Here is a 22,933-nt window from a genome sequence, read left to right on the forward strand (position 1 = left end):
GAAGAACTGCCCCGCATATCCTGATGGCGGGGCAGTTTTGATGCCCACGGGACTGGCACCAACAATTGGAGGGCTTTCCCTTGAATAAATTTTTCATTCTCCTGCCGCTGGCGCTGCTGGCCACGGTGCCACACGCCCAGAGCGCCAAGAACCGGCTGGGCCTGGTCGACGTGCAGGCTGCCGTCAAGGCCCTGCCCGCCAGCAAGGCCTACCTGGACCTCTCCGCCCGTGTCGACGCTGATCTCAAGGCTCGGCGCGGCAAGATCGACGAGCTGGCCGCCAAGGTGGCGAGCTCTGGCAGCGCTGCAGACCGTAAGGCGCTCCTCGACGCCCAGCAGTCGTATAACAGCACCCAGAGCGGGTACCAGGGGCGTATCGCGACGGCCTTTGAACCCCTGGCGGCCAAGTTGAATGCGGCTGTCGCCAAGGTCGCTAAGGCCAATGGGTACAGCGTGGTCATGGATCAGCGAGTGGCCGCCCAGAACCGACTGGTCATCTACGCCAACGCCAGCGCCACCGACCTGACGGCCGCCGTGATCAAGGCGCTGAAATAGGCCCTGCCCGCCTGAAAAGCACAAAATCAAACAGCCGTCCGGAGCGCTTCCCAGACGGCTGTTTGATTTTGTCTGTGGCGTTCGACGTTGAGGCTAGCCGTCCTCGTTGTCGGGGATGATGCCGCTGGTCATTTCCTGCTGCAATTTTGCGGACTTGTCGGTGGGTGTCTCGTTCTGGGGATCGTCCTGGGGAACGTCGATCACCTCGGGATGCGCTTCGGGCACGGTGCTCTGCACGATCTCGCCGCGCTGATCGGGGCTGGTCCTGTCGTCGGAGGTCATGCGTTACAGGTTAGGAGATCGACGTTCTGGACGGATGCACGTTCGGACAACAGGACTTCATCTGTCAGGCACAGGGTTCGCGCCCCGCCTCCTGCGCCTCAGCCGCCGCTCAGAAAACGCAGCGTTTCCGCGTAAAGCATCTGTGTGGTTTCCAGGCTGGTGAAGTTGTGGGTGCCGCCGGGAATCGCCGCCGCGTCGCAGCCCAGGGCCTGGGCATAGCGCACGCCCCATTCCGGCGGGCAGGTGGTGTCGGCGTCGCCGTGGATGACGTGGGCCACCCCGCCCCACCCGGCGGCGGCCTGCAGGGGACGGAGGCGGGACATTTCTTGCAGGAAGGCGCGGCCTAGCGGCCAGCCGTCCCTGTCGGTCACGCCACTGGGCAGCACGCCGCCGCTCAGCAGGGGCAGCCACAGTTCCGGCAGAGCGGGGGCCCACAACAGCAGCCGATGGGCGCGCACGGCCTCCGCCGCCAGCGTGGCCACCATTCCGCCCATGCTGTAACCCAGCAGCATCACCCGCTCCGGATCGATGTTGGGCTGGGCGCGAATGTAGTCGGCGGCGGCCCGCACGTCCTCCACCTCGCGCGAGACCGTCATCTCGCTGAAGTCACCCTGCGAATCGCCGCTGCCCCGGCAATCGAAGCGCAGGCTGGCGATGCCGCGCTCGGCCAGCACCCGCGACTGCAGGGTCAGGAGGCGGTGGTGATCGATGCGGTTGCCGGTAAAGCCGTGAACCATGACCACCGACGGCCAGCCCTGGGCAGGAGGGGTGGCGTCCGGGGTGTGGAGCATTCCGTAGAGCCGCTGTCCGTCCACCGAGAATTGCGCGAACTGTTCCATGCGGGGAATTCTCGCAGATCGGGGCAGGGGGATTCCCGCTGGCAGCACGAAGGAGGCGGGCCACGTCGGTGTGGCCCGCCTCCCACAGGTTCAAAGCCGGATCAGCGTGCGGTGGCCCACTTGATCAGTCCGGCTTCCAACTCGTTGCTCAGGCCGTCAATCTCGGGGATCATTCGCACGCCCACCGAGTACAGTCCGCTTTCTGCCAGCGGCACGTCAGCGCTGAACGTGCCGTCGCCCCGGTTCTCCAGAGGAAAGCGCGTCAGATGTCCGGCACGGTTGAGCACCGCTTCCACGCGCAGTTCGTCCAGCGAGATGCCTGCCGGGTTGACCTGGGCGCTGATCGGCGCGGTCTGGCCGGGGTGACAGGTGGCGGGCAGCTCGGCCTGGGCGCTGACGCTGGTGTAGGGCCACTGCTGACGCACCCAGGTTTTCCATCCGGCGATGGCGCGGGCCTGGGCGCTGTTGTTGGCGGCCACGGCCTGACCACGCGTGCCCAGCGGCAGGTAGTACTTCTGCACGTAGTCAATGACCTGACGCTGCATGGAAAAGCGCGGGCTGACGGTTTCAATCGAGCGGCGCACTGAGTAGGCCCACGAGTCCTGACCCGTGGCACTGCCGTAGTAGCGGGGCACGATGTCCTCTTCCAGCGTCTGGTACAGGCTGTAGGCGTCGGCGTCGTCCTGCACGTTCAGGTCCGCGTACTCGCGCTCCTCGCCAATCGGCCAGCCGTTGGTTCCGTCGTATCCCTCGCGCCACCAGCCGTCCAGCACGCTGAAATTGGGGCTGCCGTTAAAGCTGGCCTTCATGCCGCTGGTCCCGGAGGCCTCCAGCGGGCGGCGTGGGTTGTTGAGCCAGATGTCCACGCCCTGCACCAGATGGCGGGCCACGTTCATGTCGTAGTTTTCCAGGATGACGATCTTCCCGAGGAATTCGGGCTCCTGGGACATCTTGTAGATTTCCTGGATAAAGGCCTTGCCGGGATTGTCGGCGGGGTGTGCCTTGCCTGCGAAAACGAACTGCACCGGACGTTCCGGGTGATTGACGATCCGGGCCAAGCGTTCGCGGTCCCGGAACAGCAGCGTGGCGCGCTTGTAGGTGGCGAAACGCCGTGCAAAGCCGATGGTCAGGGTCTGCGCGTCCATCAGCGAATCAGTGGCGGCCACGTCAGCGGCGCTGGCCCCGTTACGGAGCATCTGCTCGCGCATGCGGGCACGGATAAACGTGATCATCTCGCGCTTGGTCTCCAACTGCACGGTGCTCAGCTGCGCGTCGCTCAGCTCCTCAACCGCCTTCCACATCTCCTCGTCTTCCAGGCGCTCTGTCCAGTCCTGCGGCAGCACCGTCGCCAGGAGGTCACGCATGGCCTGACTGGTAAAGGTCAGGTTATGCGCCCCGTTGGTCACGTGTCCGATCGGCACCTCCTCGGCTTCTGCGCCGGGGTACAGGAACTTCCACATGTCGCGGCTGACCTCGCCGTGCAGCTCCGAGACGCCGTTGGCCGCGCGGCTCATCCGCAGCGCAAACACGGTCATGGAAAAGGCCGGAACAGTCTGGCCGTCCCAGTTCTGATCGTGGCGGGCCAGCTCGTACAGCTCCTCGCGCGACACCGACAGCAGGCCCGGCCACTGGCCCAGGTAGCGGTCCATCAGGTCATAGGCGAAGGCGTCGTTTCCGGCGGCCACCGGGGTGTGCGTGGTAAAGAGCGTGGAACTGGCGACGGTTTCCAGCGCAGTGCGGAAATCCAGGCCCGAGTCCACACACTCGCGGATGCGTTCCAGGCCCAGCAGGGCGGCGTGGCCCTCGTTCATGTGGTAGACGGCGGCAGGGACGCCCAGTGCCCGCAGCGCCCGGATGCCCGCCACGCCCAGCAACACGTACTGCTGCACGCGCAGTTCCTGGTTGCCGCCGTACAACCGGGCCGTCAGCTTGCGGTCCTCCTCGCTGTTCTCAGGGACGTTGGTGTCCAGCAGCAGCACCCGGATACGTCCGATGGTCAGATTCCACACCCGCACCACAATGTCGCGGTTGCCGATTCGCACCGAGACCCGCGCTTCCTGGCCGTCCGGCGTGCGGGCCGGGGTGATGGGCAGCGTGGTCAGGTCCAGCTCGTCGTAGGCCTCGTTCTGCCAGCCGTCCCTGTCGAACAGCTGCCGGAAGTAACCCTGATGGAACAGCATGCCTACCGCCGTGAACGGCAGCCCGAGGTCCGAGGCGCTCTTGCAGTGATCCCCGGCGAGCACGCCCAGGCCGCCGCTGTAAATGGGCAGCGACTCGTGGAAGCCGTACTCCATGCTGAAATACGCCACCGGCTTCATGTCCGGCGCATTCTGACTGGCCCAGGTCTTCTTCTTGCCCATGTAGGCGTCGAAATCGGCCATAACGCTGGTGTAGCGGGCCAGATAGGTCTTGTCGGCGGCCACCGTATCGAGCCGCGCCTGCGGCACTTCCAGCAGAGTCCGCACCGGGTTCTGCCCGAACGTCTCCCACACCTGCGGATCGAGATCCTGATACAGCGCCTGCGCGTGGGGGGTCCAGGACCAGTACAGGTTGTAGGCCAATTCGGAGAGCCGCGCGATGGAGGGCGGCAGCTGGGGGAGTACGGTGACTTTGCCAATGACGTTCATATCGCCTGAGCTTATCCTACAGACCCGGCTGAAGACGGCGCTGTGGACGATAAAAATAGAGGTTGTCCAGACAGAAGTTCGAGCGGGGCGGAAGCGCTGTGGGAGCGCTTCCGCTGGCACAGGCCGCCCGCAACCTGCCGACAGGGCTCCAGCAGACTGTGGTGAATTGCCGCGCGGATGGGCAGTCAAACGAGGGGGAGATGGGACCAGCGACGCCTGTGGTTGCGACGGCCACACCCTGACGCTGGACACCCTGCGGCGCTAACCTCTGCGACGTGACCGTACCCGACGCCGGACTGGACCCCGAGACCCAGGCCCTGATGGACGAGGGGGACCGGCTGGCCCGCCATCTGGCGCAGACGCTGGACGCCACCTTGCATGACCAGCCGCGCCTGATCTTCCTGGGGCGCAGCCTTGCCCTGAATCTAGTGCGCGCCTTCCTGCCCACCGTGGAACACGTCACCGGGCGGGCCGGAAAGCCGCTGCACGCGCTCCTGGAACTGGACGAACGTGGGCGGGTGGTGGTGCAGACGGTTACGGGGGATGGGGAGCTGAACGCAGTTCTTCCCGTGGACGACCTGCTCCGTGACCTCCTCTTTGTAAGTGGTCTGCTCAATCCGGTGGTCAGGTCACATCTGCAAGAGGCTGTGCGTGGCGACGAACACCACGCCACCCGCGCCCTGGTCGCCTGCCTGAAAAGCCGCCCAGTGCTGGACGCGATGGGACGACAGATTCGCGGCTGGATGGGAGAGCGGCAGGGCCGCTGATCCTGGCGAACCATACGGCATTACGCTCAGAGTAGAATTACCCTCATGACCTCTCCCGCCACCGACAAGCCTGCGCCGGACGCCCCGAAGCCCGACACGCTGGTGCTGATCGACGGACACGCGCTGGCGTTCCGCTCGTATTTCGCGCTGCCGCCGCTGAGCAACTCCAAGGGCGAGGCCACCAATGCCATCGTCGGTTTTCTGCGCCTGACCCTGCGCCTGGCCCGGCAGCGCAGCAACCAGATCATCATCCTCTTCGATCCGCCGGTCAAAACCTTCCGGCACGAGCAGTTCGACGGCTACAAGTCGGGCCGGGCCGAGATGCCCTCCGACCTGCCGGGGCAGATCAACCGCATTCGCGAAATCGTCGATGCCATCGGCTTTCCGCGTCTGGAAGAACCCGGCTACGAGGCCGACGACGTAATCGCTTCCCTGACCCGCAAGGCCGAGGGCAACGGCATGCAGGTCCGTATCGTGACCAGTGACCGCGACGCCTACCAGCTGCTTGATGACCATGTGCGCGTCATCACCAATGATTTCCGGCTGATCGGGCCCGCCGAGGTGCTGGAAAAATACGGCGTGACCGTGCGTCAGTGGGTGGATTACCGCGCCATGACGGGGGACGCCAGCGACAACATCCCCGGCGCGAAGGGAATCGGTCCCAAGACTGCCGCCAAACTGCTGCAGGACTACGGCACGCTGGACAAGATTTACGAGGCCGCCCACGCTGGCACACTGGAGCCGAAGGGCACGCGCGAGAAGCTGCTGGCCTCCGAAAAGGACGTGCAGTTCAGCCACCAGATGTCATGCATGGTGACCGATCTGCCGCTGGACGTGGAATTCGGGACGGGCCGCCTGCCGGGCAACCCCGCGCGTCTCGCGGAGTTGATCGGGGAACTGGAACTGCATGCCATCGGGCGCGATATTGCCGGGCTGGACGCTCAGGAGGAGGTGGCCCCCGACACAGAACTTCATCCCGACGACGAGGCCGCCGCGCCCGCCGCCTTTGAGGCACCTCGCACCGAGGCGTGGCGCACCCCGAAGGAGGGCGTGATCTGGGGCTACGTTCTGTCGCGTGAGGATGACCTGACGGCGGCGCTGACCGGGGCCGCCACCTTCGAGCCGACAAAGGACGGGGCCGGGATCACCCGCGAGGCCCCCAGCCAGGAACCGGAGGAGTGGCAGAAGGCTGGGGCCATGTCCTCCACGCCCAACCTGTTCGACACAGACGGCCCTACCACCAAGAAGGAACAGAAGGCCGCTGAGAAGGCGGTCAAGGACGCGGAAAAAGCCCTTGCCAAACTTCGTGCCCAGTTTCCCGCCACCGTGGACGACACGGAGTTCGTGGGCCAGCGCCGGGTCAATGCGGCGGCGGCCAAAGCCCTGGCCGCCCACTTGAGCGTGCGCGGAACCGTGGTGGAGCCGGGTGAGGATCCACTGCTCATGGCCTACCTGCTGGATCCGGGCAACATGAACATGGCGGTGGTGACCAAGCGTTACCTGAACGTGGCCTGGCCGGACGACGCCCCCGCCCGCGCGTCCATCACCGCGCGGCTGCTCCGGGACCTGCCGCCTCAACTGGATGAGGCCCGCACCAGACTGTACGAGGACATGGAAAAGCCGCTGGCCGCCGTCCTGACCCGTATGGAAGTGCGCGGCGTGCGCCTGGACTCCGAGTACCTGCGTGGGCTGGCCGCGTCGACCGCTGCCCGCCTGCAGACGCTGGAGGCCGAGATCCACACGCACGCCGGACGTGAATTCTCCATCCGCAGTCCGCAGCAGCTTGAGACCGTGCTGTACGACGAACTCGGCCTTGCCAGCGGCAAGAAGACCAAACTGACGGGCAAGCGCAGCACGGCGATCAGCGCCCTCGAGCCGCTGCGCGACGAACACCCCGTCATCCCCTTGCTGCTGGAATACCGCGAGCTGGACAAGCTGCGGGGGACGTACCTTGATCCGCTGCCCAGCCTTGTCAATCCACGCACGGGGCGCCTGCACACCACCTTCGCGCAGACGGCGGTGGCGACAGGGCGCCTGAGCAGCCTGAATCCCAACCTCCAGAACATCCCCATCCGCTCGCAGGTGGGACGTGAGATTCGCAAGGGCTTTATCGCGGATAAGGGCTTTTGCCTGATTGCCGCCGACTACTCGCAGATCGAGTTGCGGCTGCTGGCCCACATCTCCAGCGATCCCCTGATGCAGCGGGCCTTTCAAGAGGGCGCGGACATTCACCGCCGCACCGCCGCGCAGGTGCTGGGGCTGGACGAGGGTGGCATTACCCCCGATCAGCGCCGCGCCGCCAAGACGGTCAATTTCGGCGTGCTGTATGGCATGAGCGCCCACCGCCTCAGCAACGATCTGGGGATTCCCTACGTGGAGGCAGCCTCGTTTATCGAGATCTACTTCAGCACGTATCCGGGCATCCGCAAGTACATTGACGAGACGCTGGAGTTTGGCCGCACGCACGGTTACGTGGAAACCATGTATGGCCGCCGCCGCTACGTCCCTGAACTGACGTCCACCAACCGCAACGTGCGCGAGGCCGGCGAGCGGCTGGCCTACAACATGCCCATTCAGGGCACGGCCTCCGACATCATCAAGCTGGCGATGGTCAAACTGGACAAGGAACTGGACGCGCTCGGCGCCCGCCTGCTGCTTCAGGTGCATGATGAACTGCTGATCGAGGCGCCCGAGCACCGTTCCGACGAGGTGGCCCGCATCACCCGTCAGATCATGGAGGGAGCGGCCACCCTGAGTGTGCCGCTGGCCGTGGAGGCTGGGGTGGGGCCGAACTGGTACGACGCGAAGTAGAGGTTGTGCTGCTCATAAGCTGAACACTTTTCCTCTGGCCAGTCAGTGTTCGGGTGCAGTTGACCCATCCAGGCCCGTGCTGTCGTGGCCGTCTTCCGCTGTCAGGCCGTCTCTCCAGGGCGTGCACGCAATGGGGTTGAGCCTGTCTGATGGGCCCGTGTGCGACACGCCGTAGGCTATGAGGCGATGAACGTTCTTGTCGCTCCTGATGACCGCGCCGCCCTGTGGGCCGCCCTTCTGGCCCTGCCTGTCACCTGGGATTGGGCTGCGCTGCCCGCAGAGGGCGTGACGCTCCCCAGCGGCCTGCGCTTCATACGCCTCGAGGTGAATGAAGACATCTTCTGCCTATATCTGACCCTTCTTGAATCCGAGCCCTTCTACACGCAACTCGAGGACGGCGATGGCGACTTCACCGATGAGGAGCGGGATAACCCTGACATCGCTATCGCGCGACATCACGATGAGGCGGGCGAACGGTTGCAGGCCGTGGTCGCTGAAGCCGCGCAGGTTTTCGGCGAGCCCAGTGAGGAGCGGGGAGGCGCAAGCTGGCTGCTGGAGGACCGGACGATCTATGTGACGACCGTGCAATGGGACAAGGAAACCCCGATTGAGGTCAGCGTGGTGCTGCTTCCCCCGGGGATCATACGGATCGCTTTATGACGTCCAGTCTGGACCTGGGGCGCACAGCGCATGTTCGGGCACGTCCCTGACCCACTGGAACCGTTCGCCTCGTCTCCCGGGACGTACATCGACTTGGCCGATACGCCCTGCTTGACAGCCATTGAAAACGGGGCCGGGCGTCATCGCTGAACTGACCCGGCCCCTCCTGGCCTGAACATCAGCCGCCGAAGAAGGTTTGGGCCAGTAAAAAGACGTTCAAGCCAATGATCAGCACCGTGATGGCCCAGCCCACCCATTTCCAGAACGGCTTGATCACAAACTCGCCCATCTTGCGCCTGTCCCCGCTGAACATCATCAGCGGCACGACGGCGAAGGACAGTTGCATGGACAAGATTACCTGCGACAGGATCAGCAGTTGCCCGGTTCCCTTCTCGCCGTAGATCAGCACCACAATGACGGTGGGGATAATGGCGATCAGGCGCGTGACCAGCCGCCGCACCCACGGCTTAAGGCGGATGTTCACGAAGCCTTCCATCACGATCTGTCCGGTCAGGGTCCCGGTCAGGGTGCTGTTTTGCCCCGAGGCCAGGAGCGCCACAGCGAACAGCACGCTGGCGGCCCCCGCACCCAGGATGGGGGAGAGCAGCTTGTAAGCTTCCTGGATCTCGGCTATGTCGGTGCGCCCGGCGAAATGGAAGGCGGCGGCCGCGAGGATCAGGATCGAGGCGTTGATGAAAAAGGCGAAGGTCAGGGCAATTGAGGAATCCCAGGTGGCGAACCTGATCGCCTCGCGCTTGCCCTCGGGCGACTTGTCGTAGCCGCGCGTGTTGACGATGGCCGAGTGCAGGTACAGGTTGTGCGGCATGACCGTCGCGCCCAGAATACCGATGCCGACGTACAGCACAGCGGGGTCGAGCAACTGCCGGGTGGGCACCAGACCGCCCAGGAGGGGAGCGAGTTCGGGCTTGGAAAAGATCATCTCGAACAGGAAGGCCACGGCAATGGTGGCGATAAGGGTGATGACCAGCGCCTCCACGTAGCGGAAGCCCTTGTTCTGCAAGAGCAGGATCAGCAGCACGTCGGCGACGGTCAGGATCACGCCGATCAGCAGGGGCAGGCCGAACAGCAGGTTGAGGGCGATGGCCGTGCCGATCACCTCGGCCAGATCGGTGGCGATAATCGCGATCTCGGCGGAGATCCACAGGGCCATGGCGGCAGGTTTGCTGAAGTGGTCACGGCAGGCCTGCGCCAGATCGCGCCCGGTGGCGATGCCCAGCCGGGCGGTCAGGGCCTGCAGGTAGATCGCCATCAGGCTGGAGATCAGCACCATGCTCAGCAGGGTGTAGCCGTAGGCGCTGCCCCCCGCGATTGACGTGGCCCAGTTGCCCGGGTCCATGTAGCCCACCGCAACGAGTGCTCCCGGTCCCAGGAAGGCCAGGAAGCGCCGCCAGGGTGGTTTGCTGTAATCGATCCTGATGCGCTTGACATCGCTCAGCGATTCGCCCAGATTCTCCTGCCGCCACCCCTTGTCGGTGATCATTCGCACGTACCGGGAAGGTGGCTGAGGTCGGGCGCGCAGAAGGGGGAGACGGGACCGGGGAGAGTGGGCGGAAAGGCAACCACAACAATCATGGCGTACCTTAGGTCCACCTAAAACGAAATGCAAGTGTCCTGCCATCTCCTCGGCGGAGGCACTGGGATGGGCGGCTCGCAAAATGTGAGTCCTAGCAGAAAGGACAGCTGGAGGCCGCAGAGAAATTCATCCTCTAAGCTGGGGCGCATGACCATCAAAGCGGTGTTCTGGGATATCGGCGGCGTGTTGCTCACCAACGGCTGGGACCGGGAACAGCGTGCGGACGTGCTGGAGCGGTTTGGTCTGGACATCACGGAGTTCACGGAGCGCCACAAACTGGCCGCACCGGAACTGGAACTGGGCCGGATGACCCTGGCCGAGTATCTGGGACAGACCCTGTTCTACGCCCCGCGTGACTTTACGCCCGACGAGTTCCGCGCCGCGATGGAGGCCGAGAGCAAGTCGCACCCCGATGCGTTGGCACTGGCGCGTGAGCTGTCGGGCCGGTGGCGCATGTACTCCCTGAACAACGAGGGGCATGACCTGAACGATCACCGGATCCGGACCTTTGGCCTGCACGATTTTCTGCTGGGCTTCTTTACCTCATGCTACCTGGGGGTCATGAAGCCCAGCCCCACGATTTACCGCATTGGCCTGCAACTGGCCAACGTGCGCCCCGAGGAGGCCGTGATGATCGATGACCGCGCCCAGAATGCTGAGGCCGCCCGCTCGGTGGGCATGAACGCCGTGCACTACCGCGACGCCGCGCAACTCCAGGAGGAACTGGCGGCGCTGGGGGTGCGCTGAGCTGGGCGAAGCGCGAAACGCTCTAGACCTTGACGAACTCCTGCACGCCCATCACGAACATCACGGCCCCGCCCACCGGGACCTCTACAGGATCGCTGACCAGGCCCTCGTTCTGCTCGCCCATCGGAACGCTGGGGGCCACCAAGCGGCTGCGGGTACGGCAGGTCTGGCGAACAAAGCGCTTGAGATCGTCGAGACGTTCATCCGAAACGCCAATCATCAGGGTGGTGTTGCCCTCGCGTAAAAAGCCGCCGGTGCTGGCGAGCTTGGTGACCTCGAAGGCATTCTCCGAGAGGACGCGGATCAACGCTGTGGCGTCTGCGTCCTGAATGACGGCGAGTACGAGCTTCATAAGACTCAGAATAGCAAATGCGCTATGGGCGGGCACTCGGAGCGGGTTATAAGCGCTTTTCCTGCACGGGGAGTGCTTACAGCGGGCTGAGATTGGCGAACTTGACCAGCAATTTCTTGGTCCCTGCTGTCGGAAAATGCACCGTGACTTCCTGCTTGTCGCCGGTCCCGGCCACCGCGAGCACCTGTCCCTCGCCAAACTTGGGGTGTTTGACCCGCTCGCCGCCCCGGTAGGCCATGCCCGACGTCATCGGGCTGGTGTTCTTGACGGCGGACGGCAGGGGGACGGTGGGTCGGTACTGCTTCCAGGTCTTGGCGCGGTATTCAATCGTCTGGCCGTACGGGTCCACGGTGTCGAAGCCACCCTCGATTTCCTCCAGAAACCGGCTGTCCTCGGCGGCATTGGTCTTGCCGTACTGCATGCGGTTCTGCGCGGCGGTCAGGAACAGGCGCTCCATCGCGCGGGTGATCCCCACGTAGAACAGCCGCCGTTCCTCCTCGATGCCGCCGATCTCGGTGAGGGCGCCCTTGCTGGGCAGCAGCCCCTCCTCGGTGCCCACGATGAACACCACCGGGAACTCCAGGCCCTTGGCGTTGTGCAGGGTCATCAGGGTGACGGCGTCTTCCGGCACGTCCTTGTTCTCGGTCTTGGAGCGCATGTCGTCCACGCTCGACAGCAGGGCTGCCTCGTCCAGAAAGTCGCCGATGGTGCCGTCGTTCTCGCCAGACCACTCCTCGGCGGCGTTGATCAGTTCATCCAGGTTCTCCATGCGGACCTGTCCCTCCTGCCCCTCCTGGCGCAACAGATCGAGATAGCCGCTGGTCTCGATCACAAAGCGCAGAAAGGCGGCAGGTTCGTAGTTCTCGGCGGCCTCGCTCATGGCGGCCATCAATCTGGCGAACTCCACGGGCTTCTGCGCTCCCCGGTCCAGGATGTGGTCCTCATCGGCCTGAGCGCAGGCGTTCAGGAGCGACGTTCCGTTGATCCGCGCCCATTCCATCAGCTTTTCCAGCGCCGTGTCGCCGATGCCGCGTCGGGGCCGTCCGATGATGCGGCGCAGGGCCACGTCGTCTGCCGGGTTGAGCGACAGGCGCGCGTAGGCCAGGATGTCGCGAATTTCGCGGCGGTCATAGAAGCCCACGCCGCCCACGATCTTGGCCGGGATCTGCACCCGCCGCAGCGACTCCTCCATCACGCGCGACTGGGCATTGGTGCGGTACAGGATCGCCATGTCAGCGAATTTGCGGCCCTCGTGGCGCAGTCTCGTCAGCCACTCGGCCACGAAATCGCCCTCGGCGCGGTGGTCGGTGGCGCGGTGGAACATGACCGCGTGACCGTGCTCCTTGACCGCGCGCAGGGTCTTGTCCATGCGTTCGGTGTTGTTCTCGATCAATTTGTTCGCCAGATTCAGGACGCTGGCGCTGGAGCGGTAGTTGTGTTCCAGGATGTAGACCTTGGAGTCGGGGTAATCCTTCTGGAAGTCGAGGATGTTCTGAATATCCGCGCCACGGAACTTGTAGATCGACTGGTCCGGATCGCCAACGACGAGCAGATTGCGGTCCCTGGAAGCCAGCAGACGCGTCAACTCGTACTGTGCCTTGTTGGTGTCCTGGTACTCGTCCACGTGGATAAATCTGGCGCGGTTCTGGACGGCGTTCAGGACCCCCGGCACTTCCTGAAACAGCCGCACCGTTTCGGTGATCAGGTCCCCGAAATCGATGGCGTTCTGCCCCTTCTTGCGGCCCTCGTAGCGCCGGTACGCCTCCGCGGCGGCCTCGCGCGGCAGGCCGCTGATGTATGGATCGCCGCTGCGGGCCAGATCGTCCGGGGTCAGCAGGTTGCTCTTGGCACGGTCCACGATGCCGCGCAGCACGCGCGGGCTGGTGTCCGGGCCGATCCCGGAAATGCTGCCCATGACTTCCTTGAAAATGTCGAGCTGATCGTCGTCGTCGTAGATCACGAAGCCGCGCCGTAGCCCGATATGCTCGCCGTAAGCCCGCAAAATGCGCACGCCCGCGCTGTGGAAGGTGCTCATCCACAGCCGGTTCGCCCCAGGCATCAGGTGACCCGCCCGCTCGCGCATCTCGGCGGCAGCCTTGTTGGTAAAGGTCACGGCCAGAATCTCACCGGGGTCTACGCCGTAGTGGGTGATCAGACGGGCAATCCGGTAGATCAGCGTGCGTGTCTTACCGCTGCCCGCTCCTGCGATCACCAGCGCGGGGCCGGTGAAATGATCGGCGGCCTGTGCCTGGGTCTCGTTCAACTGGCTCAGCAGGTCTACTTGGTTGGGGTCAGTCTGGTCCGGCGCGGAAGTCACCGAACGAGTCTATCAGGCCTGATTCTGCTGAGGGCGTAATGGGGGCGGGCGCCTGTTGGGATATTTGGCTAGGCCGTGCTGGCCTCACCCCGCGTGATGCGGTCTACTTCTGCCTGTTCCGCCTCATCCAGAGCCCAGCCCACGGCTGCAACGTTCTGGGCGATCTGCTCTGGTTTGGTGGCCCCGGCGATCACACTGCTGACCGTGGGCTGGGCGGCCAGCCAGCTGAAGGCCAGTTCCAGCAGGGTGTGGCCGCGTTCCCTGGCAAACGCTTCGAGCGCCTGCACCTTCGTCCAGTTCTGCGGCGTCATGTACTTGTCCTGTGCGCCCTGCGACGAGGCGAAGCGGGTGCCTTCGGGGATGTTGCCCGGCCCGTACTTGCCGCTCAGCAGCCCGCTCGCCAGCGGAAAGTACGGCAGCAGGCCCATCCTGAGGTCCTCCAGGGTGGGCAGCAGTTCGCTCTCGGCGTCGCGCACCAGCAGGCTGTACTCGTCCTGGGCACAGGTGAACGAGGTGAGGTTGTGCTCCCGGGCAATCTGCGCCGCCTCCCGCACCCCCGCCGCGTCCAGGTTGGAGCAGCCGATGGCGCGAACCTGTCCAGACTGCACCAGCTCATGCAACGCCCCCAGCGTGTCGGCCAGTGGCGTCGTGGGGTCAGGTGTGTGGAGCTGATACAGGTCCAGATAGTCGGTCCCCAGGCGCTTCAGGCTGGCGGCCAGCGCCTTGCGAATGTACTCGGGCCTGGCTCCCTTGCCCGCCTCGCCCATGTCGACACCGAATTTGCTTGCCAGCACGATGTTCTGCCGCTCCGCGCCCAGCGCCTTCCCGAGCATGGTTTCCGAGCCGCCCCGGTTGCCGTAGATGTCGGCGGTGTCGAACAGGGTGATGCCGTGATCCAGCGCGGCCCTCACGACTGTGTTGGTGGCGGCCTGATCCAGCCGGCCGCCGAAATTGTTGCATCCCAGGCCCACCACGGAAACGTCGGGGCCGTTCTGTCCAAGTTGGCGTTTTTGCATGGCCCCCATTTTGTTCCGGCCCGTGTCGGCCCGCATGAGGGCGGGGTCGGGCAAATGTTGGCTGTGGAGTGTGGTTTCGGACTCAGGGGCGGTTGCCCGGACCGGATCTCGGCGCCCGTTTGGGTCTGGGTTCCGGCCCGCACGCCTATACTTCCCGCAATGACCACCACAGTTTCAGCCCGTCCGCCCCATCCGTGGGTGCTGTCCGCCTTCTGGTTCGGCACGGCGTTCCACTGGTTGGTGCTGCTGCTGATCCTGATGCCCGCCAACGTGGAAACTTTCGTGGGCGAGGCGCGCAAGGGCACCTCGCTGGGCGCTCTGGTGGCGATTGGCGCGGTGATGGCCCTGATCCTGCCGCCCCTGGTGGGAGCCCGCAGTGACCGCAGCGGGCGGCGGCTGCCGTACCTCCGACTGGGCGTGGCCGTGAATCTGGTGGGTCTGGCGGTGATGGGCTTCGCGGCCATGACGCTCAGTGGCATGAACGGGTTCTGGGTCTATGTCGTTGGTTTTCTGCTGGTGCAGTTCGGCAACAACTACGCCACCGCGCCGTATTCAGCCCTGATTCCGCAACTGGTGCCGCCCGAACAGCGTGGGCGCTACAGCGGCGTCATGGCGCTGCTGCAGGCGTCAGGGCAATTGCTGGGCGCGGTGGCGGCGTTCGCCGTCGGCATTCTGAAACTGCCCGTCGCCGTGTCGTTTGTGCTGATCGCCGTGGTTCTGCTCGTCCCGGCCCTGATCACCATGCGCGGCATTCCTGAGGCCACCGCTCCCCAGTCTTCGGCACAGCCCCTGGCCCCTGCAGGTGGGCGGACGCTGAGCATCGCCCAGCTGTTCGCCCATCAGGCGTTCCTGTGGGTCTTCCTGACGCGGGTGCTCTTCTCGCTGGGGCAATACAGCGTGCAGCCGTTCTTGCAGTACTACAACCGCGACGTGCTGCGTCAGACCGATGCGGGCACCAGCACCAGCATCATGCTGGCGTGCATCATCGTGGGCAGCATCGTCTCAGCGTTGATCGGCGGGCGGATCAGCGACCGGGTGGGGCGCAAGCCGGTGATCTACGTGGCGGGTGGGGCCATGGCCGCCGCCGCGCTGCTGCTGCTGATCGCGCCCAATTACACAGTGGCGCTGGGTCTGGCGCTGTTCTTCGGGCTGGGCTTCGGGGCCTTTACCAGCGTGGACTGGGCACTGGGCAGCGACGCCATGCCCAGTGCCAGTAGCTACGCCCGCGACATGGGCATCTGGCATGTGGCCTTCGTCGCGCCGCAGATGACCAGCGCGCCGCAGGGAGCGCTGTTGGACTGGGGCAACGCGCGTGGGGGCAACTTTGGCTACACCCTGGTGTTTGGCATCGCAGCCGTGTTCTTTATCGCGGGTGTGCTGCTGGTCCGCAAGGTCCCCGACAACGCGCACCGCACGCAGCAGGTGGCGGCGTAGCGGCGCGGAAGCGGGACTCACCCGATCTGCCGGAAATCTTGTCTTCCCATTAAGACGGTGCGGTGGCTTCCACAGGTCCATGCCCGGCCGTGACACGGTTTGAACCATGAGCGACGACATGACCCGTGAACAATCCATCAAACATATTGCCGGCATCATCAAGGACGTCAAGTTCGCCATGCTGACCACCGTGACCGACGCGGGCCACATGCATGCGCGGCCCATGACCACCCAGCAGGCCGAGTTCGACGGTGACCTGTGGTTCATCGGCGGCAAGGACACTGAGAGCGTTCATGACATGGCTCAGCGCCCTCAGGTCAACGTGAGCTACGTCGATGTCGACAGCAGCAACTATGTCAGTCTGACTGGCACCGCCGAACTGGTGGAGGACCGCGCCAAGCTCGACGAGCTGTGGAGTGACTTCTACAAGACCTATTTTGAAGGCGGCAAGGACGATCCCAACGTCCAGCTGATCAAGATCAGCACGCACGGCGCGGAACTGTGGGAAGGTCCCGGCAAGGTCAAGGCCCTTTACGAAATGGCAAAAGGGGCAGTAACGGGCAAGCGCGGCGACATGGGCAACAACGAGACGGTTAAGTTGTAATTCGGCGTTCCGCGTCAAGATCCGCCCCAAGCCCCCACCAGTGACTGGATGAGCTGGTGGGGGCTGTCCATGCCGTGCGCCTCTGGATGGCTCCGACAGGCCCAACGCGGCTGACTGCGCGTCCGCTCTCCATGCCCAGTACACTGTCGGGCAGATGCTCAAGTTTATGGCCTTTGGCGACGTGCACGCTGATTTTGAGACATTGTGGGCCGCCCTGCGCGCCGCGAGCTGTGTGGACGGCTCGTTCATGCCGACGCCTCCAGTGCGCTCGGGTCTGTTTCAGGTGGTCCTCATCGGCGATCTGGTGCATCCCAAGAACGAGGGCGAATATGCCCGCCTGATCGGCCTGCCGCGTTTTCACATGCGTGATCCGGATCATCTGCTGCTGGCGGCGCGCAATCAGGCGGCTGGGCTGGAGCGGCTCCGCCTTTATCAGGCTGCCGCGCCGCACGCGGTCCATATCCTGCTGGGCAACCACGATGACGCTGTGTTGAACGGCAGCTATACCCTGGGCACCAGCGGCGGTCTGGTTCACCTGGAATTTGATCCCGAGCGCGGTGGTGTGCTGCTGCCCGAACACCTGCGAACCTGGATCGGCCAGTTCCCTCGCGAACTGCGGGTCGGTGCAGTACAGTTCGCCCACGTCTCGCCGTTGCCCGCCCACACCCAATACGACGATCTGTTCTATGGCGACCGCAGCACCAAGCACTGGTTCCGGGACACGCCGGAGTATGTGGAGATGGCTGGTCTGGCGTTTGGCGTCTACGGCCATACCCAGATTGACGACGGCATCCTCCTGGACGAGGAACACCGGTTCGCCATGATTGACGCCCTTCACGCCCGCGAGTACCTGGAACTGATGATCGACAACTCCGATCCGGTGCCGTTGCAGGCGGTCCGTGCGGTGCCATTCTGACTTCGGGCAGGCCCGGTTGTGCCCAGGCCTTAGCGCGCGCTCGGTGCGGCAGAATTGTCGCCTTGTTGACAAGTTCCCAGGGCGCGGCTATCCTTAACCCCGCTGCTTTTCGTAGGCAGCGGCAGGAATGAAAATTCAAGCGCCAGCATGGGGTCCGGTAGTGTAGCGGTTAGCATATCTGCCTGTCACGCAGAAGGTCGCGGGTTCAAATCCCGTCCGGACCGCCACCGCCCTCTCCATTGCGGAGAGAGCAAGGCTAGATAGCTCAGCTGGTAGAGCAAACGATTGAAAATCGTTGGGTCGCCGGTTCAAGTCCGGCTCTGGCCACCAAATAGAAACCTCGTCTCTGACGGGGTTTTTTTCGTTATACGGGTCTTAGGCCAGGTCTTCCCGGTTCACGATGTGTCGCACCGCCCCGGAGTCTCCGCCCAGCAGCTCACGGAGAGCGAGAGGATAGACGGGGCGGGATTCAATCTCGTCGACTGGAATCCATTCGCTGAGCACGTTGGCATCGTCCAACACGGAGAACGGCTCGTCAGGCAGTTCGGCGGGGGGGTCCATGTGGAAATAAAAGCCGATCTCATGCTGACGCCGATGTGCCGGCCCGAAGAAGTTCTCCACAATGCCCAGCAATCTCATCTGTCCCGGCAAGACGCCAGTTTCCTCCAGCCATTCACGCTCGGCGCAGCGGCGCACGTCCTCATCGGTGGCGAGTGCGCCGCCGGGCAGATACCAGAAGCCGATACCCTGTTCGGTATTGGCCAGCAGCTTTCCATTCCGGATACACACGATGACCACGCGTACGCTGAACTTCAGGCCGCCCAGGTGCAGCCGTATGTCGGTCATGCCAGAGCCTCGGCTTCCGCACGGACGCTGGGGTCCTCGTCCTGGCGCAACTGCTCGCGCAGGGCGGGGGAGAGATCATCCCGGCCAGCCACCGCCAGTCGCACGCCTGCGTCCGCGTCGTGGCTGAGCGCCTGGAGCAGTTCGGATGGCAGCTTCTTGTGAGCAGCGGCGGCGCGGCGCACCCCAGTATTCGCGTCCTGGGCCAGCCTCCGCAGCGTGTCGCCGTCCGGCGCAGCGGAATAGGCCACTGCCCGGCGGACCTCCGCGTTGTCGTCCACCGCCAGACGGGCAAGTCGCTCCGGCCCCAGATCGGGCCGCACGGCCAGAATCGTGCGGATGGTGGGGTCTGCGTCCCCCAGCAAGACGTCCAGCACGCTGCCGGGCAGGTTGTCGGCACTGGCCACATGCAGTCGGATGTCCTGCTCCGGGGCGCGGGCCAAGGCTAGGACCGCGCCCTCGGGCAGGTCGTCGCGCTCCAGGACCGCGCGGCGCACCGACTCAGCCTCATCGTGGGCCAGCCGCTCCAGCACGCTGACCGAGGCGTCCGGGCGGCGGGCCAGGGCGGCGCGCACATCCGGATCGGCGTCGTTCTGGGCGCGTTCCAACCAACTGGCCGGCACTTTCCAGCCTTGCAGCGCGGCGGCCCGCACGGAGGGCTCGTCGCTGCTGGACAGCCACTCGCGCACGTTGCGCGGCAGATCTACGCGGCGGGCCAGCGTGGCCAGCACGTCTGTGTCGCTGTCCGCCGCCAGCGTCAGCATGCAGTCCAGCGGCAGATCCAGGCGGCGGGCCACGCTGGCCCGCACCAGACCGTGGCTGTCTTCCACCATTGTCCGCAGGATGTCGCCGGGGAGATCGGGGCGGGCCGCCACCGCCTTTCGCACGTCGTAATCATCGTCGGCGGCCAGTTGACGGGTCAGGGCCAGCGACAGTTCCCCGCGTTTTGCCACCATCTCACGAATCTGCCAGCCCGCGTCGCCTGCAAGGGCTGCCACCCGGTTCTCGCTCAGCTTCGGGCGGGCCGCCAGCGCCGTTCGCACGCTGTAGTCCTCATGGCGCAGGGCGCCGTCCAGCACCCAGTCGGGCACCTCGGGCAGGGACAGCAGCGCCGCCACACCCTCGCCAGGAAAGACATTCAGAAAGCCGGGACGGGCCAGACGTAGCAAGGGCAGGCCCGGATTGTCCATCACGTCCTGCGGGTAGGCCGCGGCCAGCGCGCCCAGCACCTCCAGCGGCGCGTTGGGATGCCGGGCCACCCGTGAGCGTACCCGCGCGTCCGGGTGGGCGCTCAGGCCCGACAGCACCGACGCCGTGGCCTGCGGGTGCGCTGCTGCCTCCAGCGCCCCGTCCACCCCCAGGGAGGTCAGCGTGCGCGGGTCGAGTTCAGAAGGAGTGGTCATGGGAAACAGGATAGGGGTCTACCCGTCGTCCCAGGGACACCGCGCGGTCAATGAGCTGGCGCGCGATGCTGAAGGGCGGGGGAAGGTGCGGGAGGCTGGCGATGGGAAACCACCGTGCATCCTCGATCTCTTCGGGCTGCAGGGCGATCTCGCCGCCGTCCCATTTGGCGTCGAAGCCGATCATCAACGAGTGGGGAAAGGGCCAGGGCTGGCTCAGGACGTAGCGCAGGTTCCTGATCTCCACCCCCACCTCCTCCTGAACCTCGCGCGCAGCGGCGTGTTCCAGCGTCTCGGAGGGCTGCACGAAGCCTGCCAGCGCCGAATAGACGCCGGGCGCGAAATTCGGGCCGCGAGCCAGCAGCAGTTCGGTGTCCGGACCGCTGCCCCGCCGGATCAGTACCATCGCCACCGGGGCCACGCGTGGATACACGCTCAGGCTGCAACTGGGGCACACTTTGGAATGCTCGTAGCCCGCAAAAATCAGCGGCGTGGCGCAGCGCCCGCAGAACTGGTGGGTGCGGTTGAAGTCCAGCACCTGGGCGGCGTATCCGGCCAGCCCGGACAGATCGTCGTCCAGTCGTCCCAGCAGCGCCCGCAACGGCGTGAGACTGTACCCGTCCGGCGGGTCCCCCTGCAACTGCGCACAGACGTAGGGTTGACCGTCCAGCAGGCCCAGCGGGCGGACCAGATCGACCGCGAAGTCTTCCGCGCGGCCCACTGGCAGCGTGTGATCCCCGCGCAGCAGCAGTTTGTGGCCCTGGAAGATGAACCAGGTGGCCGGGCCGTCCGGCAACTCGGTCAGGTCCTCGAAGCGTATGGGACGGGAGACCATCAGCCCTCCTCTAGCCGCAGGACCTCACCGAAGGGAAAACCCTCGTCCTCCAGCCCGCCGGGGGGCACCACCCATAGTGTCGGCATTCGCGGCGCGGCGTCGGGGAAGTCGCCGTAGCCGTCGGTCAGGTAGATCAGCACGTCCGGCTCGTGGTCATCCAGCAGCCTGAAAATGGGGCGAAAATCTGTGCCGCCGCCCCCCTGCGGCGCGGGAATGGCGCCCCCGGGTGACAGCTCGTGTGGCCCGTACGCCTCGGTGTCGGCGTAGTACAGGGTGGCGCGGACGTGCGGGTACGCTCCCAGCACGCCCTGGACCTCGCCCACCAGCGCTTTGACCGCCTCGTCGTCGACGCTGCCGGAGGTGTCCACCGCAATTAAGGCACTCAGGCTCTCGTCGTCCAGAGCTTCCAGATACAGCCCGCGTCCCACGAAGCGGCGGTCAAAGCCCCCGAAGTCCACTGGAGTCCGGGCCAGAAAACGCCACAGGTGCGCCCGCCAGTCCAGCCGCGCCGGGGCCAGCCGCGCCAGCTCGCGGTGTGCGCCCAGCGGATCGTCGCCCTGGCCGCCGCTCATGGCGTCCATGCTGCGGGCCTTGGCCATCGCCTGCTGCCATTGTTTCGCGGCGTTGGATGACTTCTGGCCGTTTTTCGGGGGCGCGTCGCTGGGGGGGCCGTCCAGCAGGTCGTCGCCGCCCTCATCACCCTCGCCGTCCTCCTCACCCTCGGCCAGCAGCGCGGTGTAGACCTCCTCCACGCTCAGCTTTTCCAGATGGTCATCGCGGCGCGAACTCGGCGGCGTGGGCAAGCCCGCCGCGTCCACCATGCCGTTCACGATCAGGTCGGCCGACTTGTTCCAGCGCTTCTTCTCACGCGGGCCGCGCCGTTCCACATGCGAGAGCGCGGCATGCAGGACCTCGTGCAGCAGCAGGCCGTCCAGCACGTCGGAGGGCAGCGAGGCCGCCACTTCCGGATTCACGTAGACCCGCTCGCCGTCCGTACCTGCCGCCGCCACCTCGCGCGACGGCACGAACTCCGCGTGCAGCAGCAGCGTGGCGAAGAAGGCCGACTTGCCGCGAATCCGTAATCTTGAGCCGGAGATCAGGTGCTGGAAGTCAGGCATACGGCCCTCTGTCGCAGCCAGTGGTGGAGAGCTGATGGCTTGTGGACAGAGGGGGGGCTGCCTGGCCTGGGTTCTCGTCTTCGCCCATTTCCCCTCTGCGTCGTAGCGGCCTCTCTACAGGCCACCAATGGAGGTCTGCCCGCCCGCTCATCCCCCCTCCGACATGGCCAGCGTGCCCTCCACCAGCGCGGCCAGTCGCTCGTCGCGGGCCACCAGCGCGGCCAGTTCGCCCAGCTGGCCAATGGCCTGGAACTTGCTGACCAGGGTGGCGACATACAGTTGCAGCCACTCCGGTCCAGCGCTGTCGGCCAGCCAGGTGAAGGCGTGGTACGCGGCGTCGGCGCTCTGTGCCCGGGCCGCCAGCCCGACGACGGCGGCGTAGCGCACGCTGGGCTCGTCGGGCAGCCGCAGGCCGCCGCCCCGGCCCTCCAGCACGATGCCCAGATCGGGCAATTGCTCGTACAGCCGCACGAAGGCGCTGAACTCGGCCCCCGCCGCCTCGCCAATCGCGGGGGCGACGTCCAATCCGGCGCGGTGCAATCCCGATGCCATCTCCCAGGCACGTGGGCTGGGCCACGCGGGTTGCTGGGGGTCCAGGCGGTGCAGCAACTCCGGCCGGAAGGTGAGGAAGGCGATCACATGCTCGTGCAGGTTGCGTCCCAGCGCGTAGCTGCGCCACGAGTCGAAATCGGGCCGCACCGTCAGGTGCAGGAAGCGGTTGGCCAGCGGAGCGGGCATGTCAAAGACGCTGGCGCGGTCCTCCTTGCGGTTGCCCGCCGCCCACACGAACCAGCCGTCGGGCAGCACGTAACTGCCCACCCGGCGGTCCAGAATCAGTTGCTGGGCCATGCCCTGCATGGTGGGCGGAGCCATATTGACCTCGTCCAGAAACAGGATGCCCTGGCCGCCGCGTGGCAGGAATTCGGGCGGATACCACTTGCTCACGCCGCTGCCCTGGCCGTCCGCCTGCGGCACCGGCAGGCCGCGCAGATCGGTGGGGGCCAGTTGCGACAGTCTCACGTCCACGAAATCCAGCCCGCGTTCCTGCGCCACCTGCGCCACCACGCTGCTCTTGCCCACACCGGGCGGTCCCCAGATCATGGTGGACAGCTTGAGTTCGCCCGCGATCAGGGCCGACAGGTACGTCTGAAGTTCATTGGCAGTTAAGGACAAGAGAAAAGCTCCTTTGGAGGAATGCGAGAGGGAACGGTCAGGAT

Annotated in this window: 20 protein-coding genes and 2 tRNA genes; 10 read left to right on the forward strand and 12 right to left on the reverse strand. The window is 65.4% G+C overall.

Features of this window, described 5'->3' with window-relative positions; all coding sequences use genetic code 11:
- The first annotated feature begins 80 nt into the window (after nt 1-80).
- Entirely contained in the window at nt 81-554 is a 474-nt protein-coding gene (locus HNQ08_RS05965; RefSeq protein WP_184128417.1) for an OmpH family outer membrane protein, read from the forward strand.
- A 93-nt stretch (nt 555-647) separates the two neighbouring features.
- Here the strand turns inward: HNQ08_RS05965 and HNQ08_RS05970 are convergent, their stop codons facing one another.
- The 3 genes from HNQ08_RS05970 to glgP form a co-directional block, all read right to left on the reverse strand.
- On the reverse strand, nt 648-836 hold the full coding sequence (locus tag HNQ08_RS05970; RefSeq protein WP_184128420.1) for a hypothetical protein: 189 nt from the start codon (nt 834-836) through the stop codon (nt 648-650).
- Nucleotides 837-934: 98 nt separating this feature from the next.
- Nucleotides 935-1,675: an alpha/beta hydrolase family protein gene (locus HNQ08_RS05975; protein WP_184128423.1), complete on the reverse strand. Its 741-nt coding sequence runs from the start codon at nt 1,673-1,675 to the stop codon at nt 935-937.
- A 101-nt stretch (nt 1,676-1,776) separates the two neighbouring features.
- The gene (glgP, locus tag HNQ08_RS05980) at nt 1,777-4,302 is read right to left on the reverse strand and encodes an alpha-glucan family phosphorylase (protein ID WP_184128426.1); all 2,526 of its coding nucleotides are present in this window, start codon (nt 4,300-4,302) and stop codon (nt 1,777-1,779) included.
- A 275-nt stretch (nt 4,303-4,577) separates the two neighbouring features.
- Here glgP and HNQ08_RS05985 point away from each other — a divergent pair, with 275 nt between their 5' ends.
- The 3 genes from HNQ08_RS05985 to HNQ08_RS05995 all read left to right on the forward strand — a co-directional run bounded on the left by HNQ08_RS05985 (nt 4,578) and on the right by HNQ08_RS05995 (nt 8,540).
- Nucleotides 4,578-5,069, forward strand: a complete 492-nt coding sequence (locus tag HNQ08_RS05985; protein ID WP_229789694.1) for a hypothetical protein — start codon at nt 4,578-4,580, stop codon at nt 5,067-5,069.
- A gap of 45 nt (nt 5,070-5,114) precedes the next feature.
- The gene (polA, locus tag HNQ08_RS05990; protein WP_184128430.1) at nt 5,115-7,880 is read left to right on the forward strand and encodes a DNA polymerase I; all 2,766 of its coding nucleotides are present in this window, start codon (nt 5,115-5,117) and stop codon (nt 7,878-7,880) included.
- Between the two features lie 186 nt (nt 7,881-8,066).
- A complete protein-coding gene (locus HNQ08_RS05995; RefSeq protein ID WP_184128433.1) occupies nt 8,067-8,540 on the forward strand; it encodes a hypothetical protein in 474 nt (157 codons plus the stop codon).
- Nucleotides 8,541-8,718: 178 nt separating this feature from the next.
- Here HNQ08_RS05995 and HNQ08_RS06000 read toward each other — a convergent pair whose 3' ends face one another.
- Nucleotides 8,719-10,041: an Nramp family divalent metal transporter gene (locus HNQ08_RS06000; protein WP_184128436.1), complete on the reverse strand. Its 1,323-nt coding sequence runs from the start codon at nt 10,039-10,041 to the stop codon at nt 8,719-8,721.
- 240 nt (nt 10,042-10,281) lie between these two features.
- Here HNQ08_RS06000 and HNQ08_RS06005 point away from each other — a divergent pair, with 240 nt between their 5' ends.
- Nucleotides 10,282-10,881, forward strand: a complete 600-nt coding sequence (locus HNQ08_RS06005) for an HAD family hydrolase (RefSeq protein ID WP_184128439.1) — start codon at nt 10,282-10,284, stop codon at nt 10,879-10,881.
- A gap of 22 nt (nt 10,882-10,903) precedes the next feature.
- Here HNQ08_RS06005 and HNQ08_RS06010 read toward each other — a convergent pair whose 3' ends face one another.
- The 3 genes from HNQ08_RS06010 to HNQ08_RS06020 form a co-directional block, all read right to left on the reverse strand.
- Nucleotides 10,904-11,233 (reverse strand): cyclic-di-AMP receptor, encoded by a 330-nt coding sequence (locus HNQ08_RS06010; protein ID WP_184128442.1) that lies wholly within the window; start codon nt 11,231-11,233, stop codon nt 10,904-10,906.
- 76 nt (nt 11,234-11,309) lie between these two features.
- The gene (locus tag HNQ08_RS06015) at nt 11,310-13,550 is read right to left on the reverse strand and encodes an ATP-dependent helicase (protein WP_184128445.1); all 2,241 of its coding nucleotides are present in this window, start codon (nt 13,548-13,550) and stop codon (nt 11,310-11,312) included.
- A 68-nt stretch (nt 13,551-13,618) separates the two neighbouring features.
- Entirely contained in the window at nt 13,619-14,566 is a 948-nt protein-coding gene (locus HNQ08_RS06020) for an aldo/keto reductase (protein ID WP_184128448.1), read from the reverse strand.
- A 159-nt stretch (nt 14,567-14,725) separates the two neighbouring features.
- On the opposite strand from HNQ08_RS06020, the gene HNQ08_RS06025 reads away from it, so the two are divergent.
- The 5 genes from HNQ08_RS06025 (at nt 14,726) to HNQ08_RS06045 (ending at nt 17,850) form a co-directional block, all read left to right on the forward strand.
- Nucleotides 14,726-16,000, forward strand: a complete 1,275-nt coding sequence (locus HNQ08_RS06025) for an MFS transporter (protein ID WP_184128451.1) — start codon at nt 14,726-14,728, stop codon at nt 15,998-16,000.
- A gap of 118 nt (nt 16,001-16,118) precedes the next feature.
- Entirely contained in the window at nt 16,119-16,604 is a 486-nt protein-coding gene (locus HNQ08_RS06030) for a pyridoxamine 5'-phosphate oxidase family protein (protein WP_184128452.1), read from the forward strand.
- 154 nt (nt 16,605-16,758) lie between these two features.
- A complete protein-coding gene (locus tag HNQ08_RS06035) occupies nt 16,759-17,520 on the forward strand; it encodes a metallophosphoesterase (protein ID WP_184128455.1) in 762 nt (253 codons plus the stop codon).
- A 151-nt stretch (nt 17,521-17,671) separates the two neighbouring features.
- A tRNA-Asp gene (locus tag HNQ08_RS06040) sits at nt 17,672-17,747 on the forward strand.
- Between the two features lie 27 nt (nt 17,748-17,774).
- Nucleotides 17,775-17,850 (forward strand) — tRNA-Phe (locus HNQ08_RS06045).
- Nucleotides 17,851-17,895: 45 nt separating this feature from the next.
- Here the strand turns inward: HNQ08_RS06045 and HNQ08_RS06050 are convergent.
- The 5 genes from HNQ08_RS06050 to HNQ08_RS06070 all read right to left on the reverse strand — a co-directional run bounded on the left by HNQ08_RS06050 (nt 17,896) and on the right by HNQ08_RS06070 (nt 22,889).
- Nucleotides 17,896-18,366: an NUDIX hydrolase gene (locus HNQ08_RS06050; protein WP_184128458.1), complete on the reverse strand. Its 471-nt coding sequence runs from the start codon at nt 18,364-18,366 to the stop codon at nt 17,896-17,898.
- On the reverse strand, nt 18,363-19,766 hold the full coding sequence (locus HNQ08_RS06055) for a hypothetical protein (protein WP_184128460.1): 1,404 nt from the start codon (nt 19,764-19,766) through the stop codon (nt 18,363-18,365). The genes HNQ08_RS06050 and HNQ08_RS06055 overlap by 4 nt, the downstream gene beginning before the upstream one ends.
- The gene (gene nudC, locus HNQ08_RS06060; RefSeq protein ID WP_184128463.1) at nt 19,750-20,598 is read right to left on the reverse strand and encodes an NAD(+) diphosphatase; all 849 of its coding nucleotides are present in this window, start codon (nt 20,596-20,598) and stop codon (nt 19,750-19,752) included. The genes HNQ08_RS06055 and nudC overlap by 17 nt, the downstream gene beginning before the upstream one ends.
- Complete coding sequence (locus tag HNQ08_RS06065) at nt 20,598-21,716, reverse strand: vWA domain-containing protein (protein WP_184128465.1); 1,119 nt, start codon at nt 21,714-21,716, stop codon at nt 20,598-20,600. The genes nudC and HNQ08_RS06065 overlap by 1 nt, the downstream gene beginning before the upstream one ends.
- A gap of 147 nt (nt 21,717-21,863) precedes the next feature.
- A complete protein-coding gene (locus tag HNQ08_RS06070; protein ID WP_184128467.1) occupies nt 21,864-22,889 on the reverse strand; it encodes an ATP-binding protein in 1,026 nt (341 codons plus the stop codon).
- Between the last annotated feature and the right edge of the window lie 44 nt (nt 22,890-22,933).

Source organism: Deinococcus humi, assembly GCF_014201875.1.
GTDB lineage: Bacteria > Deinococcota > Deinococci > Deinococcales > Deinococcaceae > Deinococcus > Deinococcus humi.

Coding starts and splice junctions, on each gene's coding strand:
- HNQ08_RS06035 (WP_184128455.1), top strand. CDS start 16,759: ATGCTCAAGTTTATGGCCTTTGGCGACGTGCACGCTGATTTTGAGACA.
- HNQ08_RS06000 (WP_184128436.1), bottom strand. CDS start 10,041: ATGATCACCGACAAGGGGTGGCGGCAGGAGAATCTGGGCGAATCGCTG.
- HNQ08_RS06020 (WP_184128448.1), bottom strand. CDS start 14,566: ATGCAAAAACGCCAACTTGGACAGAACGGCCCCGACGTTTCCGTGGTG.
- HNQ08_RS05975 (WP_184128423.1), bottom strand. CDS start 1,675: ATGGAACAGTTCGCGCAATTCTCGGTGGACGGACAGCGGCTCTACGGA.
- HNQ08_RS06005 (WP_184128439.1), top strand. CDS start 10,282: ATGACCATCAAAGCGGTGTTCTGGGATATCGGCGGCGTGTTGCTCACC.
- HNQ08_RS06050 (WP_184128458.1), bottom strand. CDS start 18,366: ATGACCGACATACGGCTGCACCTGGGCGGCCTGAAGTTCAGCGTACGC.
- glgP (WP_184128426.1), bottom strand. CDS start 4,302: ATGAACGTCATTGGCAAAGTCACCGTACTCCCCCAGCTGCCGCCCTCC.
- HNQ08_RS05995 (WP_184128433.1), top strand. CDS start 8,067: ATGAACGTTCTTGTCGCTCCTGATGACCGCGCCGCCCTGTGGGCCGCC.
- HNQ08_RS05970 (WP_184128420.1), bottom strand. CDS start 836: ATGACCTCCGACGACAGGACCAGCCCCGATCAGCGCGGCGAGATCGTG.
- HNQ08_RS06025 (WP_184128451.1), top strand. CDS start 14,726: ATGACCACCACAGTTTCAGCCCGTCCGCCCCATCCGTGGGTGCTGTCC.
- HNQ08_RS06065 (WP_184128465.1), bottom strand. CDS start 21,716: ATGCCTGACTTCCAGCACCTGATCTCCGGCTCAAGATTACGGATTCGC.
- HNQ08_RS06010 (WP_184128442.1), bottom strand. CDS start 11,233: ATGAAGCTCGTACTCGCCGTCATTCAGGACGCAGACGCCACAGCGTTG.
- polA (WP_184128430.1), top strand. CDS start 5,115: ATGACCTCTCCCGCCACCGACAAGCCTGCGCCGGACGCCCCGAAGCCC.
- nudC (WP_184128463.1), bottom strand. CDS start 20,598: ATGGTCTCCCGTCCCATACGCTTCGAGGACCTGACCGAGTTGCCGGAC.
- HNQ08_RS06030 (WP_184128452.1), top strand. CDS start 16,119: ATGACCCGTGAACAATCCATCAAACATATTGCCGGCATCATCAAGGAC.
- HNQ08_RS06055 (WP_184128460.1), bottom strand. CDS start 19,766: ATGACCACTCCTTCTGAACTCGACCCGCGCACGCTGACCTCCCTGGGG.